The following is a 15,019-nucleotide window of genomic DNA, read 5'->3' as shown; positions in this document are numbered from 1 at the left end:
GGGCGCGGGCACCCCCCCCCCCGCGAGCCGGCGCGGCCGCCGTTGCCTTCGGCGCGGCCCCCCCCCTCACCCCCGAACCGCCCGGCGCCCCCCCCCCCCCTTCGCTGTCTGTCGTCCGGGTCAGATCTCGCCGCGCAGCTTGGCCAGCGCCTCGGCGAGGATCGCCTCGCCGTCGGCGTCGGTGCGCCGCTCGCGGACGTAGGCGAGGTGGGTCTTGTACGGCTCGTTGCGCGAGGGCGCGGGCGGGTTGTGCTCGTCCTGACCGGCCGGGAATCCGCACCGCGGGCAGTCCCAGGTGTCCGGGATGACGGCCTCGGCGGCGAAGCTCGGCCGGGTCTCGTGCTTGTTGGCACACCAGAAGGTGATCCGGTTGCGCGGGGCGGACTCGCCGCGCTCCGCCTCGCCCATCGGGCCCGCTCCGACCCTGCTGCCACGGATGGCGTTGCCACTTGCCACGGTCTGACTCCCTGCGTGCTGGTGCGCCGACCCTCCGCGGTGCGCGTCGGTGGCGAAAGTCGTCCTAGTGTAAGCAGGAGTTAAGCGTCCACCGCCATCGCCTCCGCCCCCGACCGTCCCAGGATAGGCGCTCGGGCGACGGGGCGTCAGGGTTACGTCAGCTCTTGTACTTCAGCACCAGGCCCAGCACGATGATGCAGGCGAACCAGGCGAGACCGACCACGATCGTGATGCGGTCCAGGTTGCGCTCGGCCACCGCCGAGCCGCCGCCGGTGGACATCGCGCCGCCACCGAACATGTCCGACAGGCCGCCGCCCTTCCCCTTGTGCAGCAGCACCAGCAGGATCATCAGCAGACTGAAGATGATCAGGGCAATCGAGAACCCGAGAACCACGACGGGACCAACTCTCTCGTATCTTCGGCGACGGGGCCGGACCGCTGACGGCGGTCCGGCCCCAAAGCCTACGTTGCTGCAGCGGCGTTAGCCTACTGCCTGCTCACGGTAGCGCACGATCTTGACGAACTCGTCGGCGTCCAGCGAGGCACCGCCGATCAGGCCGCCGTCGATGTCGGGCTTGGCCATCAGACCGGCCGCGCTCGACGACTTCACCGAACCGCCGTACAGCACGCGGACCTTGTCGGCCAGCTCGGCGTCGTACAGCTCGGCGATCCGCCTGCGGATGGCGGCGCAGACCTCCTGCGCGTCCTCCGGGGTGGCCACCTCGCCGGTGCCGATCGCCCAGACCGGCTCGTAGGCGACCACGATGGACTCGGCCTGGTGGGCCGGGATGTCCGCCAGGGCGCCGTCCAGCTGGGCGAGGGTGTGCTCGACGTGGGTGCCGGCCTTGCGGACGTCCAGCGGCTCGCCGATGCACAGGATCGGGGTGATCCCGGCCCGGTAGGCGGCCTTGACCTTGGTGTTGACGATCGCCTCGTCCTCACCGTGGTACTGGCGGCGCTCCGAGTGGCCGATCACCGCGAAGGTGCACTTCAGCTTGGCCAGCATCGGGCCGGAGACCTCGCCGGTGTAGGCACCGGAGTCGTGCTGCGAGATGTCCTGCGAGCCGTACTTGATCTTCAGCTTGTCGCCGTCGACCAGGGTCTGCACCGAACGCAGGTCGGTGAACGGCACCAGGACGGCGACCTCGACGGCCGCGTAGTCCTTGTCGGCCAGCGCGAAGGCCAGCTTCTGGGTGTGCTGGATGGCCTCAAGGTGGTTGAGGTTCATCTTCCAGTTGCCCGCCATCAGCGGGAGACGCTCAGTCATTGCTTTCAGCCTTCCAGGGCGGCGAGACCGGGGAGGGTCTTGCCCTCCAGGTACTCGAGGCTGGCGCCACCGCCGGTCGAGATGTGTCCGAATGCGTTCTCGTCGAAGCCCAGGATGCGGACGGCCGCGGCGGAGTCGCCGCCACCGACCACGGTGAACGCGTCGCTGTCGAGCAGCGCCTGGGCCACGGCCTTGGTGCCGTTCGCGTAGTCCGGGTGCTCGAAGACACCCATCGGGCCGTTCCAGAACACGGTGCCCGCGTCGGCCAGCTTCGCCGCGTACAGCTCGCGGGTCTTCGGGCCGATGTCCAGGCCCTCCTGGTCGGCCGGGATCGCGTCCGCGGCGACGAGCGAGGGGTTGGCCGGGGCCTTGGTCTTGAGGTCGGGGAACTCCGCCGACACCAGGACGTCCACCGGCAGGACGAACTCGACGCCCGTCGCCTCGGCGCGCTTCAGGTAGTCCAGGACGACCGGGATCTGGTCCTCCTGCAGCAGCGAGATGCCGACCTCGTGGCCCTTGGCCTTGAGGAAGGTGTACGCCATGCCGCCGCCGATCAGGATCCGGTCGGCCTTCTTCAGCAGGTTGTCGATCACGCCGAGCTTGTCGGAGACCTTGGCGCCGCCGAGCACGACCACGTACGGGCGCGCGACCTCCTCGGTGAGCTTCTTGAGCACACCGACCTCGGTGGCGATCAGGTCGCCGGCCGCGTGCGGCAGCAGGCCGGGCAGGTCGTAGACCGAGGCGTGCTTGCGGTGCACGGCGCCGAAGCCGTCGCCGACGTACAGGTCCGCGAGGGCGGCCAGCTGCTCGGCGAAGGCCTTGCGCTCGGCGTCGTCCTTGCTGGTCTCGCCGGCGTTGAAGCGCAGGTTCTCCAGCAGCGCGACCTCGCCGTCGCCCAGCGCGGCCACGGTGGACGCGGCGCTCTCGCCCACGGTGTCGGTGGCGAAGGCGACGTTCTTGCCGAGGATCTCGCCGAGGCGCACGGCCGCCGGGGCCAGCGAGAACGTCGGGTCCGGCGCACCCTTCGGGCGGCCGAGGTGGGAGGCGACGACGACCCGGGCGCCGCGCGCGACGAGCTTGGCGATGGTCGGGGCGACGGCACGGATCCGGCCGTCGTCGGTGATCGTGGTGCCGTCCAGCGGGACGTTCAGGTCGGCACGGACGAACACGCGCTTGCCGGCGACGTCGAGGTCTTCGATGGTCTTCACGGGGATTGGCTCTCCTGGGGAGATGGTTGATGCGCAGAGGCGGCACGGCGCAGGGGCCGCCTGGGAAAGTCCTGGTGCGCAGAGCGAGGGCCCGGTCGGCACAGTGCGCCAGCCGGGCCCTCGCCCCTACATCACGTCAGCTCCCGCTGCGTCAGAGCTGGCCGCCGACGAGGGAGGTCAGGTTGACGAGGCGGTTCGAGTAGCCCCACTCGTTGTCGTACCAGCCGAGCACCTTGACCTGGTTGCCCTGGACCATGGTGAGCTGGGAGTCGAAGATGCAGGAGGCCGGGTCGTTGACGATGTCCGAGGAGACGATCGGGTCCTCGGTGTAGGTCAGGATGCCCTTGAGCGGGCCCTCCTGCGAGGCCTTCTGGAAGGCGGCGTTGACCTCGTCCTTGGTCACCTCGCGCTCCAGGGTGACGACCAGGTCGGTGATGGAGCCGGTCGGGACCGGGACGCGCAGCGAGGTGCCGTCCAGCTTGCCCTTCAGCTCCGGCAGGACCAGGGCGGTCGCCTTGGCGGCACCGGTCGAGGTCGGGATGATGTTCTGCGACGCGGCACGGGCGCGGCGCAGGTCCTTGTGCGGGAAGTCCAGGGTCACCTGGTCGTTGGTGAACGCGTGGACGGTCGTCATCAGGCCCTTGACGATGCCGAAGTTCTCGTGCAGCACCTTGGCCATCGGCGCCACGCAGTTGGTGGTGCAGGAGGCGTTGGAGATGATCGAGTGGTTGGCGGCGTCGTACTTGTCCTCGTTGACGCCCAGGACGATGGTGACGTCCTCGTCGCTCGCGGGCGCCGAGATGATGACCTTCTTCGCGCCGGCGGCGAGGTGCTTCTTCGCGGCCTCGGCCTTGGTGAAGATGCCGGTGGACTCGACGACGATGTCGGCGCCCAGGGCGGCCCACGGCAGGTTGGCGGGGTCACGCTCGGCGCTGACCTGGAAGGTCTTGCCGTCGACGGTGATGCTGTCCTCGGTGTGCGAGACCTCGCCCGGGAAGGTGCCCAGGGTGGTGTCGTACTTGAGCAGGTGAGCCAGGGTCTTCGTGTCAGTGAGGTCGTTGACACCGACGATCTCGATGTCCGCGCCCTGCGCCTTGACCGCGCGGAAGAAGTTGCGGCCGATGCGGCCGAATCCGTTGATGCCTACCCGGATCGTCACGAACCGATCTCCTCGTTAGGTACGCCGGAGCTAAGCCGACGGGGGTGAGATTTGGGAAGTCCCCGACCGCCTATGACCCTACCCCTCCCAGGCCTGGGAGGGCACATCGCGCCACGTGCGACGACCTGGCGTGGCGCGAAATCAGGCCGACCGTCCTTGGCGGTCAGGGCAGTTGGTCCCGGCCAGTGGTCTCTACCAATTTGCGCACACCGGGCGCGTCCGGGTATCCCGTCCGGACACGGCGACGGCCGGTGCCCGGAATCCGGACACCGGCCGCGGAACAGCCACTTGGTGCGGTCAGTTCATCGCCATCTCGTCGGTGAGGTTGGCCTCGGTGCTCGGCAGGCCGAGCTCGGAGGCGCGCTTGTCCGCCATCGCCAGCAGGCGGCGGATCCGGCCGGCCACCGCGTCCTTGGTCAGCGGCGGGTCGGCGAGCGCGCCCAGCTCCTCCAGCGAGGCCTGCTTGTGCTGCATCCGCAGCTGGCCGGCCGCGGCCAGGTGCTCGGGCACCTCCTCGCCGAGGATCTCCAGCGCCCGCGCCACCCGGGCGCCGGCCGCCACCGCGGCGCGGGCCGAGCGGCGCAGGTTGGCGTCGTCGAAGTTGGCCAGGCGGTTGGCGGTGGCCCGGACTTCGCGCCGCATCCGGCGCTCCTCCCAGGCGAGCACCGACTCGTGCGCGCCGAGCCGGGTCAGCAGCGCGCCGATCGCGTCGCCGTCGCGGATCACCACCCGGTCCACGCCGCGCACCTCGCGGGCCTTGGCCGGGATGCCGAGCCGACGGGCCGCGCCGACCAGGGCGAGGGCGGCCTCGGAGCCGGGGCAGGTGATCTCCAGCGAGGAGGAGCGGCCCGGCTCGGTGAGCGAGCCGTGCGCCAGGAAGGCCCCGCGCCAGGCCGCCTCGGCGTCGCAGGTGGCCCCGGAGACGACCGCCGGGGGCAGCCCCCGGATCGGCCGGCCCCGGCCGTCCACGAGGCCGGTCTGGCGCGCGAGCAGTTCGCCGTCCTTGACCACCCGGACGACGAAGCGGCTGCCGCGCCGCAGTCCGCCGGGGGCCATCACCACGAGGTCGGAGGAGTGTCCGAAGATCTCCAGCAGGTCCTTGCGCAGCCGCCGCGCCGCCGCGCCGGTGTCCAGCTCCGCCTCGATCACGATCCGGCCGCTCACGATGTGCAGCCCGCCCGCGAACCGCAGGATCGCCGACACCTCCGCCTTGCGGCAGCAGGCCCTGGTGACCGGGAGCCGGCTGATCTCGTCCTTCACCGCTGGAGTCATCGCCATGGCCCGATCCTTCCATGTGTCCGGAAAATCCGGTCGTACGCGGCGGCCAACAGCTCCGGGTCGTGTCGCGGGGTGCCGTCGGTGCGGGCCACCCTGCCGAGGACCAGGGCGGCGCCCATCCGCTCGGCGGCCTTCTCCAGACCGGCCAGGTCCGCCTGGCCGAAGGCGCCGCCGGTGACGGCCCGCTCGTCCACCAGGATCGCATCCACCGCGAGGCCCGGGGCGTGGTCGGCGATGACCTCCAGGTGGCGCTGCGGGGTGAAGCCCTCGGTCTCGCCGGGCTGCGGGGCCAGGTTCAGGGTGAGCAGGCGGCGGGCGCGGGTCTCGGTGAGCGCCTTGGCCAGCTCCGGCACCAGCAGGTGCGGCAGCACGCTGGTGAACCAGGAGCCGGGCCCGAGCACCACCCAGTCCGCCTCCCGGACGGCGGTGACCGCCTCCGGGACGGCCGGCGGCCCGTCCGGCAGCAGCCGGATCGACTGCACGGTGCCGGGCGTGACCGCGACGTCGGCCTGGCCGCGGACGGCCGACAGCTCGCCGGGGCGCTCCGGGTCGTGGCCGCGCACGGTCGCCTCGATGTCCAGCGGCACCGCCGACATCGGCAGCACCCGACCCTGGACGTTCAGCAGCCGGCCGACCCAGTCCAGGGCGGCCACCGGGTCGCCGAGCTTCTCCCAGAGCGCGACGATCAGCAGGTTGCCGACCGCGTGGCCGCCCAGCTCACCGGTGCCGGTGAAGCGCTGCTGGATCACCTCGGACCAGGTGCGCCCCCAGTCGTCGTCCCCGCACAGCGCGGCCAGCGCCTTGCGCAGGTCGCCGGGGGGCAGCACGCCCAGCTCGGTGCGGAGCCGGCCGCTGGAGCCGCCGTCGTCGGCGACGGTGACCACGGCGGTCAGGTCGCTGGTGAGCCGGCGCAGCGCGGAGAGCGAGGCGGACAGGCCCTGGCCGCCGCCGAGCGCGGTGATCCGGGGGGCCGGGTTGGCCCGGGCGGGGCTGCTGCGCGGCCGGCTCGGGACCGGCGGCCGGGCCGGGCCACCCGCCCGGTCGGCACTCCTGTTCTGCGGCTGCCGCCCGGGCACATATCCCGCCACACTCACCTCGCGTTCCTCGCCGCGGCCACCGGCCCCGCCGGCGGCCCGGCTAGGAGGCGGCGGTCACTCCCGTCCCATGTCACGGTGGACGAGCACCGTCTCCACTCCGTCGGCGATGAGACGCTTGGTCAGGCGCTCGGACATCGCGACGCTGCGGTGCTTGCCACCGGTGCAGCCTACGGCAAGCGTCATGTAGCGCTTCCCCTCGCGGCGGTACCCCTCGGTGATGATGCGCAGGAGATCGGCGTAGCCGTCCAGGAACTCGTTGGCGCCGGGCTGCTGGAACACGTAGTCGGCGACGTCCGCGTCGGTGCCGGTACGGGCGCGCAGCTCGGGCACCCAGTGCGGGTTGGGCAGGAAGCGGCAGTCCACCACCAGGTCGGCGTCGACCGGCAGGCCGTACTTGAAGCCGAAGGACATCACGGTGGCGCGCAGCTCGGGCTCGTCGTGGTCGGCGAACTGGGCGTCCAGCTTGGCGCGCAGCTGGTGCACGTTGAGGTTGGAGGTGTCGATCACCAGGTCGGCCTCGCCGCGCAGGTCGCGCAGCAGGTCGCGCTCCTGGGCGATGCCGTCGACGATCCGGCCGTCGGCCTGCAGCGGGTGCGGGCGGCGCACGCTCTCGAAGCGGCGGACCAACGCGTCGTCGGAGGAGTCCAGGAAGACCACGCTGAGCCGGACGCCGCGCTTCTCCAACTCGTCGAGGGAGGTGAGCAGGTCGTCGAAGAACTGGCGGCCCCGGACGTCCACGACCACGCCGATCCGGGCGACGTTGCCCTGGGAGCGGGCGCCCAGGTCGACCATGGTCGGGATCAGGGCCGGTGGCAGGTTGTCCACCACGAACCAGCCCAGGTCCTCCAGGCACTTCGCGGCGGTGGAGCGGCCGGCTCCGGACATGCCGGAGATGATCACCAGCTCCGGCGCGTTCTCGGCCACGTCTGACACGGTCACTTCGGTTCCCCGCTCTCGGTCTTTCTGCTGGGGAGAACGCGCACGGCGCGACCACCCTTCCCCTGCCCGGACAGGCGGGCGGGGGCTGGGCGCGTCGTCTGACGGTCGGCGTCGGCCGTCATGGCGTCTCCTGGGATGGTGCGGTCTGGGATGCTGCGGCCACCGGCTCGGCGGCCGGTTCGGCCCCGTCCTCGATGATCTCGCCGGTGGCGGTGTTCACCGCTGGTGCGACGGGTGTACGGGAGGACAACGCCGCCGCAACAGTCTCCGCCGTGCGGCGTCCGATGCCGGGTACGGCGCAGAGTTCGTCGACGGTGGCGGCCCGGAGCCTCTTCAGCGAGCCGAAGTGCTTGAGCAGCGCCTGGCGGCGAGTCTCGCCGAGGCCCGGGACGGAGTCCAGTTCCCCGGCGGTGAGTCGCTTGGAACGCTTGCTGCGCTGGTAGGTGATCGCGAAGCGGTGGGCCTCGTCGCGGACCCGCTGGAGCAGGTAGAGGCCCTCGCTGGAGCGCGGCAGCACGACCGGGTCGTCCTCGCCGGGCAGCCAGACCTCCTCCAGCCGCTTGGCCAGGCCGCACAGCGCGACGTCGTCGATGCCGAGTTCGTCCAGGGCGCGCTTGGCGGCGGCGACCTGCGGCTGGCCGCCGTCCACGACCAGCAGTTGGGGCGGGTAGGCGAAGCGGCGCGGGCGGCCCGTCTCCGGGTCGATCGGGCCGGCCGGGGCCCCGGTGCCGTCGGCGGCGGCGCCCGGGTCGTCGGCCTCGGGGACGACCCACTCGCCGGTCTGCTCGCGCTCCTGGAGGTAGCGGCGGAAGCGCCGGCCGATCACCTCGTGCATCGAGCGGACGTCGTCCTGGCCCTCGAAGCCCTTGATCTGGAAGCGCCGGTACTCGCTCTTGCGGGCCAGGCCGTCCTCGAAGACGACCATCGAGGCGACCACGTCCTCGCCCTGGAGGTGGGAGATGTCGAAGCACTCGATGCGCAGCGGCACCGAGTCCAGCTCCAGCGCGTCGGCGATCTCCTGCAGGGCGCGGCTGCGGGTGGTGAGGTCGGAGGCGCGCTTGGTCTTGTGCAGTGCCAGCGCCTGCTGGGCGTTGCGCTGCACGGTGGCCATCAGGTCCTTCTTGTCGCCGCGTTGCGGGATCCGCAGGTCGACCTGGCTGCCGCGCAGGCCGCTCAGCCAGTCCCGGACCGGACCGGACGGCTCGGGCAGCGCGGGGACGAGCACCTCGCGCGGGACGGTCTCGTTGCGCTCGTCCGGGCCGGCGCCGCCGTAGAGCTGCTGGAGGGCGTGCTCGACCAGGCCGGCGGTGTCGACGTCCTCGACCTTGTCGGTGACCCAGCCGCGCTGGCCGCGCACCCGGCCGCCGCGGACGTGGAAGATCTGGACGGCGGCCTCCAGTTCGTCCTCGGCGACGGCCAGCAGGTCGGCGTCGGTGGCGTCGGCGAGCACGATGGCGTTCTTCTCCATCGCGCGCTTGAGGGCGCCGATGTCGTCCCGCAGCCGGGCCGCCTTCTCGTACTCCATCTCCTCGGCGGCCTCCCGCATCTGCTCTTCCAGCCGGCGCAGGTAGTTGCCGGTGCGCCCGGCCATGAAGTCGCAGAAGTCCTCGGCCAGCGCCCGGTGTTCGTCCGGCGAGACCTTGCCGACGCAGGGCGCGGCGCACTTGCCGATGTAGCCGAGCAGGCAGGGCCGGCCGACCTGCCGGGCACGCTTGAACACGCCGTTGGAGCAGGTGCGGACGGGGAAGACGCGCAGCAGCAGGTCGACCGTCTCGCGGATCGCCCAGGCGTGCCCGTACGGGCCGAAGTAGCGCACGCCCTTCTTGTGCGCCCCGCGCATCACCTGGACCCGCGGGTACTCCTCGTTGAGGGTGACGGCGAGTTCCGGATAGCTCTTGTCGTCGCGGTACTTGACGTTGAACCGCGGGTCGAACTCCTTGATCCAGGAGTACTCCAGCTGGAGCGCCTCGACCTCGGTGGCCACCACCGTCCACTCCACCGAGGCCGCGGTGGTGACCATGGTCGCGGTGCGCGGGTGCAGGCCGGCCAGGTCCTGGAAGTAGGACGACAGGCGCGGCCGCAGGCTCTTGGCCTTGCCGACGTAGATGACCCGCCCGTGGGCGTCACGGAACTTGTAGACGCCCGGTGAGGTCGGGATCGCGCCCGGCGCCGGGCGGTAGGTGCTCGGGTCAGCCATGGGTCCACCGTACCGAGTGGAGCCGGGGCCGCGAAGGGGAGATCAACCGGGCGGGGACCGGCTGGGCCGAGATCGACTGGGTGGAGATCAACTGCTTCAGCTCGGGGTCACCTTGAGGTTCCCGCCGTCGACCGTGACGGCGTAGGCGGGCAGCGGCCTGGGGGCCGGGCCGTCCTGGACGGCGCCGTCGGCGATGGCGAACCGGCTGCCGTGGCAGGGGCACTGGATCTGCTGGCTCTTCACCTGGTCGACGACGCAGCCGGCGTGGGTGCAGACGGCGCTGAAGGCCTTGTACTCCCCCGCGGTCGGCTGGGTCACGACGATCTTCTGGTTGCGGAAGACCTTGCCGCCGCCCTCCGGCACCTCCGAGGCCGGGCCGAGGTCCACCGGGGTCTTGGCCGCGCTGCCGGCGCCGGAGGAGCCCGAGGAACCCGAGGAGGGACCGCAGCCGGCGATCGCCACGGTGCCGCCGGCCGCCAGTACGGCGGCGGCGCCGCAGAGCACGGTGCGGCGGGAGGTGGCGGGGCTGGTCTCGGGGGCCTCTGACATCGGTGCGCTCCTGCGGTTCGGCTTCCTACGAGGGACCTCGGAAGTCTATGCGGCACCCGCTCCGCCACCCCCGTGGGTGGGGCGGCGGAGCGGGCCGCTGCTCCCTCTTCGCTACTTCTTCGCCGCGGCGGCCCGCTTGCGCGGCGCCTTCTTCACCGGGGCGACCGGGGCGTCCGCGAACTCGCCCGGAAGGATGTCCCGGAGGAACTTGCCGGTGTGGCTCTCCGGGACGGCGGCGATCTGCTCCGGGGTGCCCTCGGCGACCACCATGCCGCCGCCGGAACCGCCCTCGGGGCCCATGTCGACGACCCAGTCGGCGGTCTTGATCACATCGAGGTTGTGCTCGATGACGATCACCGTGTTGCCCTTCTCCACCAGCCCGCTGAGCACCTTGATCAGCTTGCTGATGTCCTCGAAGTGCAGGCCGGTGGTGGGCTCGTCCAGCACGTAGACCGTCCGCCCGGTGGAGCGCTTCTGCAGCTCGGAGGCGAGCTTGACGCGCTGCGCCTCGCCGCCGGACAGCGTCGGCGCGGACTGGCCGAGCCGGACGTAGCCGAGGCCGACGTCGTTGAGCGTCCTGAGGTGCCGGGCGATCGCCGGGACGGCCTCGAAGAAGGCCAGCGCCTCCTCGATCGGCATGTCCAGCACCTCGGAGATGGACTTGCCCTTGTAGTGGACCTCCAGCGTCTCCCGGTTGTACCGGGCGCCGTGGCAGACCTCGCACGGCACGTAGACGTCCGGCAGGAAGTTCATCTCGATCTTGATGGTGCCGTCGCCCGAGCAGTTCTCGCAGCGGCCGCCCTTGACGTTGAAGGAGAACCGGCCGGGCAGGTAGCCGCGGACCTTCGCCTCCTGCGTCTCCGCGAAGAGCCGGCGCACGTGGTCGAACACCCCGGTGTAGGTCGCCGGGTTGGAGCGCGGGGTGCGCCCGATCGGCGACTGGTCGACGTGCACCACCTTGTCCACCAGGTCGGTGCCGGTGATCCGGGTGTGCCGGCCGGGCACGCTGCGGGCGCCGTTCAGCTCCCGGGCGAGGTGGGTGTAGAGGATGTCGTTGACCAGCGTCGACTTGCCGGAGCCGGAGACGCCGGTGATCGCGGTGAAGGTGCCGAGCGGGAAGCCGACCGTGACGTCCTTGAGGTTGTGCTCGCGGGCGCCGTGGACGGTCAGCTGGCGCTTCTTGTCCCGGTCGCGGCGGCCCGCCGGGATCGGGATGGACCGCTTGCCGGAGAGGTACTGGCCGGTCAGCGACTCCTTGTTGGACAGCAGCCCCTTCAACGAGCCGGAGTGCACCACCTTGCCGCCGTGCTCGCCGGCGCCCGGGCCGATGTCGACCACCCAGTCCGCCGTCTTGATGGTGTCCTCGTCGTGCTCGACCACGATCAGCGTGTTGCCGATGTCGCGCAGCCGCACCAGCGTCTCGATCAGCCGGTGGTTGTCCCGCTGGTGCAGGCCGATGGACGGCTCGTCCAGCACGTACAGCACGCCGACCAGGCCGGAGCCGATCTGGGTGGCCAGCCGGATGCGCTGGGCCTCGCCGCCGGACAGGGTGCCGGCCGCGCGGTTCAGCGAGAGGTAGTCCAGGCCGACGTCGACCAGGAAGCGCAGCCGCTCGTTGACCTCCTTGAGGACGCGCTCGGCGATCTGCTTGTCCCGGTCGTTCAGCTTCATCGCGCCCAGGAACTCGGCGCAGTCGCTGATCGACATCGCCGAGACGTCGGCGATCGACTTCTCCTCGACGGTGACCGCGAGCACCACCGGCTTGAGCCGGGTGCCCTCGCACGTCGGGCAGGGCACCTCGCGCATGTAGCCCTCGAAGCGCTCGCGGCTACTGTCGCTCTCCGCCTCGGTGTGCCGGCGCTGGATGAACGGGACGGCGCCCTCGAAGCCGGTGCTGTACGAGCGCTCGCGCCCGAAGCGGTTGCGGTAGCTGACCTGCACCTGGTGCTTGTGCCCGTACAGCAGCGCCTTCTTGGCGCGGGCCGGCAACCCGGCCCACGGGATGTCGGTGCGGAAGCCCAGCTCCCCGGCGAGCGCGTCGATCAGGCGCTGGAAGTACTCCTTGGCGTGGCCCGCCGACCACGGGTGGATCGCGCCCTCCTCCAGCGAGCGCTCCGGGTCCGGGATGACCAGCTCCGGGTCGACCTCCATCCGGTTGCCCAGGCCCGAGCAGTCCGGGCAGGCGCCGAACGGCGAGTTGAAGGAGAACGAGCGCGGCTCCAGCTCCTCGAACGACACGTCGTCGTACGGGCAGTAGAGGTGCTCGGAGTACATCCGCTCGCGCTCCGGGTTGTCCTCCGCGAGGTCGACGAAGTCGAGCACGACCATGCCGCCGGACAGCCGCAGGGCCGTCTCCACCGAGTCGGTGAGCCGACGCTTGGCGCTCTCCTTGACGGTCAGGCGGTCGATGACCACCTCGACGGTGTGCTTCTCCTGCTTCTTGAGCTTCGGCGGCTCGGCGAGCTGGATCGTCCCGCCGTCCACCCGGGCGCGCGAGTAGCCCTTGGACTGGAGGTCGGCGAAGAGGTCGACGAACTCGCCCTTGCGCTCGCGCACCACCGGGCTGAGCACCTGGAACCGGGTGCCCTCGGCGAGCTCCAGCACCTTGTCGACGATCGCCTGCGGCGACTGCTTGGCGATCGGGCGGCCGCAGTGCGGGCAGTGCGGCTTGCCGATCCGGGCGAACAGCAGGCGCAGGTAGTCGTAGACCTCGGTGATCGTGCCGACGGTCGAACGGGGGTTGCGGTTGGTGGACTTCTGATCGATCGAGACGGCCGGGGAGAGACCTTCGATGAAGTCCACATCGGGCTTGTCCATCTGCCCGAGGAACTGGCGGGCGTAGGAGGACAGCGACTCGACGTAGCGGCGCTGGCCCTCGGCGAAGATCGTGTCGAAGGCGAGCGAGGACTTGCCGGAGCCGGAGAGGCCCGTGAAGACGATGAGGGAGTCGCGGGGCAGGTCGAGCGAGACGTTCTTGAGGTTGTGCTCGCGAGCACCGCGGACGATGAGGCGGTCGGCCACTGCTTCTGGCGCCTTTCTCCGGGGCGAGAGGACTTGCGGGGAGATGTGTGCTTCTTCCAGGATGCGGCAGCCAGCCTACTAGCTCAGACGTTCGAATATCGACCGTGTCCAGCGGAGTCCACCCGAACGAGTGAGAGCGCCCCTCGAACCCTCCGTACCCGGACCGAAAAAGGCCCTGCTCAGCGGTCGGATTCGGCGATAGCGTCAGCTGGTCAACGAGCGGAGCCCCCCGCGGGCAACGCGCCGTCTCCCACAGAAGGCCGATCCGATGACCGACCCGCAGACCGCCGCCGAGGCCGCCGCGCAGTACCTGGCCCTGGTCGAGGAGAGCACCCGGCACCTGCTGCACACCGTCGCCGAGCTGAAGCCCGAGGCCGTCGCCGAGCCCTCCGCCCTGCCCGGCTGGACCCGCGGTCACGTGCTGGCCCACCTCGCCCGCAACGCCGACTCCCTGGTCAACCTGCTGGACGGCGCCCGCACCGGCACCGACATCCCGCAGTACGCCAGCACCGAGGCCCGCGACCGGCAGATCGAGGAGGGCGCGCCCCGCCCGGTGGACGTCCAGCTCGCCGACCTGCGCGACTCCCGCGAGCGCTTCGCCGCGGCCGCCGCTCTGCTGCCCGCCGAAGCCTGGACGGTCGAGGTCCGCCACCGCACCGGCTACGTCTTCCCCGCCCACGACCTCCCGTGGAAGCGCCTCGCCGAGGTCGAGTACCACCACGTCGACCTGGACGCCGGCCACACCCCCGCGCACTGGCCGGAGGTCTTCGCCGTCACCGAGTTCCACAAGATCGCCAACAAGCTGCACGGCACCGCCCTGCCCGGCGTCGAGCTGGTCGCCGAGGACACCGGGGACATCGGCCTGATCGGCACCGGCGAGCCCGTCCTCACCGTCCAGGGCCCCCTCCGCTCCCTGCTCGCCTGGCTCTCCGGCCGCTCCGACGGCGCCGGCCTGCGGACCACCCCCGACACCGCCCTCCCCCAGCTTCCCCCGCTGGGCTGACGGCGCGAAGATGATCCTGAACCCCTTCACCGGACGAGGAGCGGACGCATGACGTACCACGGAGCGGTCAAGGTCGGCGGGCCGCCTGACGTGCGGGAGCTGGCGCACCTGATCATCACCAAGGTGGCCGTCGGCCCGTACGACAACAACGCCTACCTGCTGCGCTGCCGGGCCACCGACGAGCAGCTGCTGATCGACGCGGCCGCCGACGCCCCGGTGCTGCTGGAGACCGTCGGTGACGAGCTCGCCACCGTCGTCACCACCCACCGGCACCACGACCACTGGGCCGCGCTCGCCGAGGTGGTCGCCGTGACGGGGGCTCGCACCGCCGCCGGCGCGCACGACGCCGAGGGCGTCGACGTGCCCACCGAGCTGCTGCTCGCGGACGGCGACAAGCTGCGGGTCGGCGACGTGGAACTCACCGTCCGGCACCTGGTCGGGCACACCCCGGGCGCGATCGTGCTGATCTACGACGACCCGCAGGGCCACCCGCACGTCTTCACCGGCGACTGCCTCTTCCCCGGCGGCGTCGGCAACACCTGGGGCGATGCGGAGGCCTTCACGAGCCTCTTCCGGGACGTCAACGCGAAGATCTTCGACGTCCTGCCGGACGAGGCCTGGGTCTACCCCGGCCACGGCAGCGACACCACCCTCGGCGCCGAGCGCCCGCACCTCGACGAGTGGCGCGAGCGCGGCTGGTGACCTCGGCCTTCGGGCACCGGGCACCGGGCACGACGAGGCCCCCGCCCCCCCCACCGGGGGGGCCCACCACCCCCCGCCGGCGGCCCAGCTGGGGGCGGCCCACACGCCCCCCCCGCCGGTCCCGCAGGCGATCGTCTCGGCGC

At 71.5% G+C, this 15,019-nt stretch carries 13 protein-coding genes; 2 read left to right on the top strand and 11 right to left on the bottom strand.

Going from position 1 to position 15,019, the window contains the following annotated elements; all coding sequences use genetic code 11:
• Window positions 1–120: 120 nt before the first annotated feature.
• From ACFV6D_RS20215 to uvrA, 11 genes are all read right to left on the bottom strand, one after another.
• Entirely contained in the window at window positions 121–408 is a 288-nt protein-coding gene (locus ACFV6D_RS20215) for an RNA polymerase-binding protein RbpA (protein WP_063349510.1), read from the bottom strand.
• A gap of 205 nt (window positions 409–613) precedes the next feature.
• Window positions 614–850 (bottom strand): preprotein translocase subunit SecG, encoded by a 237-nt coding sequence (gene secG, locus ACFV6D_RS20210; RefSeq protein ID WP_063349509.1) that lies wholly within the window; start codon window positions 848–850, stop codon window positions 614–616.
• Between the two features lie 87 nt (window positions 851–937).
• On the bottom strand, window positions 938–1,723 hold the full coding sequence (gene tpiA, locus ACFV6D_RS20205; protein ID WP_063349508.1) for a triose-phosphate isomerase: 786 nt from the start codon (window positions 1,721–1,723) through the stop codon (window positions 938–940).
• A 5-nt stretch (window positions 1,724–1,728) separates the two neighbouring features.
• On the bottom strand, window positions 1,729–2,931 hold the full coding sequence (locus tag ACFV6D_RS20200) for a phosphoglycerate kinase (protein ID WP_380343829.1): 1,203 nt from the start codon (window positions 2,929–2,931) through the stop codon (window positions 1,729–1,731).
• 151 nt (window positions 2,932–3,082) lie between these two features.
• A complete protein-coding gene (gap, locus tag ACFV6D_RS20195; RefSeq protein ID WP_063349506.1) occupies window positions 3,083–4,090 on the bottom strand; it encodes a type I glyceraldehyde-3-phosphate dehydrogenase in 1,008 nt (335 codons plus the stop codon).
• Window positions 4,091–4,387: 297 nt separating this feature from the next.
• Window positions 4,388–5,368, bottom strand: coding sequence for a DNA-binding protein WhiA (gene whiA / locus ACFV6D_RS20190; protein ID WP_063349505.1), 981 nt, complete (start codon window positions 5,366–5,368; stop codon window positions 4,388–4,390).
• Complete coding sequence (yvcK, locus tag ACFV6D_RS20185) at window positions 5,359–6,456, bottom strand: uridine diphosphate-N-acetylglucosamine-binding protein YvcK (RefSeq protein WP_079136331.1); 1,098 nt, start codon at window positions 6,454–6,456, stop codon at window positions 5,359–5,361. The genes whiA and yvcK overlap by 10 nt, the downstream gene beginning before the upstream one ends.
• A 63-nt stretch (window positions 6,457–6,519) precedes the next feature.
• Entirely contained in the window at window positions 6,520–7,404 is an 885-nt protein-coding gene (gene rapZ, locus ACFV6D_RS20180; protein ID WP_380343832.1) for an RNase adapter RapZ, read from the bottom strand.
• Between the two features lie 118 nt (window positions 7,405–7,522).
• On the bottom strand, window positions 7,523–9,601 hold the full coding sequence (uvrC, locus tag ACFV6D_RS20175; RefSeq protein WP_063349503.1) for an excinuclease ABC subunit UvrC: 2,079 nt from the start codon (window positions 9,599–9,601) through the stop codon (window positions 7,523–7,525).
• 96 nt (window positions 9,602–9,697) lie between these two features.
• A complete protein-coding gene (locus ACFV6D_RS20170; protein WP_063349502.1) occupies window positions 9,698–10,150 on the bottom strand; it encodes a Rieske (2Fe-2S) protein in 453 nt (150 codons plus the stop codon).
• A gap of 111 nt (window positions 10,151–10,261) precedes the next feature.
• On the bottom strand, window positions 10,262–13,171 hold the full coding sequence (gene uvrA / locus ACFV6D_RS20165) for an excinuclease ABC subunit UvrA (protein ID WP_380560638.1): 2,910 nt from the start codon (window positions 13,169–13,171) through the stop codon (window positions 10,262–10,264).
• A gap of 268 nt (window positions 13,172–13,439) precedes the next feature.
• Between uvrA and ACFV6D_RS20160 the strand changes: the two genes are divergently transcribed.
• Window positions 13,440–14,174 (top strand): maleylpyruvate isomerase family mycothiol-dependent enzyme, encoded by a 735-nt coding sequence (locus tag ACFV6D_RS20160; RefSeq protein WP_063349500.1) that lies wholly within the window; start codon window positions 13,440–13,442, stop codon window positions 14,172–14,174.
• A 48-nt stretch (window positions 14,175–14,222) separates the two neighbouring features.
• Window positions 14,223–14,876: an MBL fold metallo-hydrolase gene (locus ACFV6D_RS20155; protein ID WP_063349499.1), complete on the top strand. Its 654-nt coding sequence runs from the start codon at window positions 14,223–14,225 to the stop codon at window positions 14,874–14,876.
• Window positions 14,877–15,019: the final 143 nt, after the last annotated feature.

Origin of the sequence: Kitasatospora sp. NPDC059812, from assembly GCF_042732075.1 — a bacterium.
In the GTDB taxonomy this organism is placed as follows: domain Bacteria; phylum Actinomycetota; class Actinomycetes; order Streptomycetales; family Streptomycetaceae; genus Kitasatospora.
This window is presented reverse-complemented; position numbering and strand designations above follow the sequence as displayed.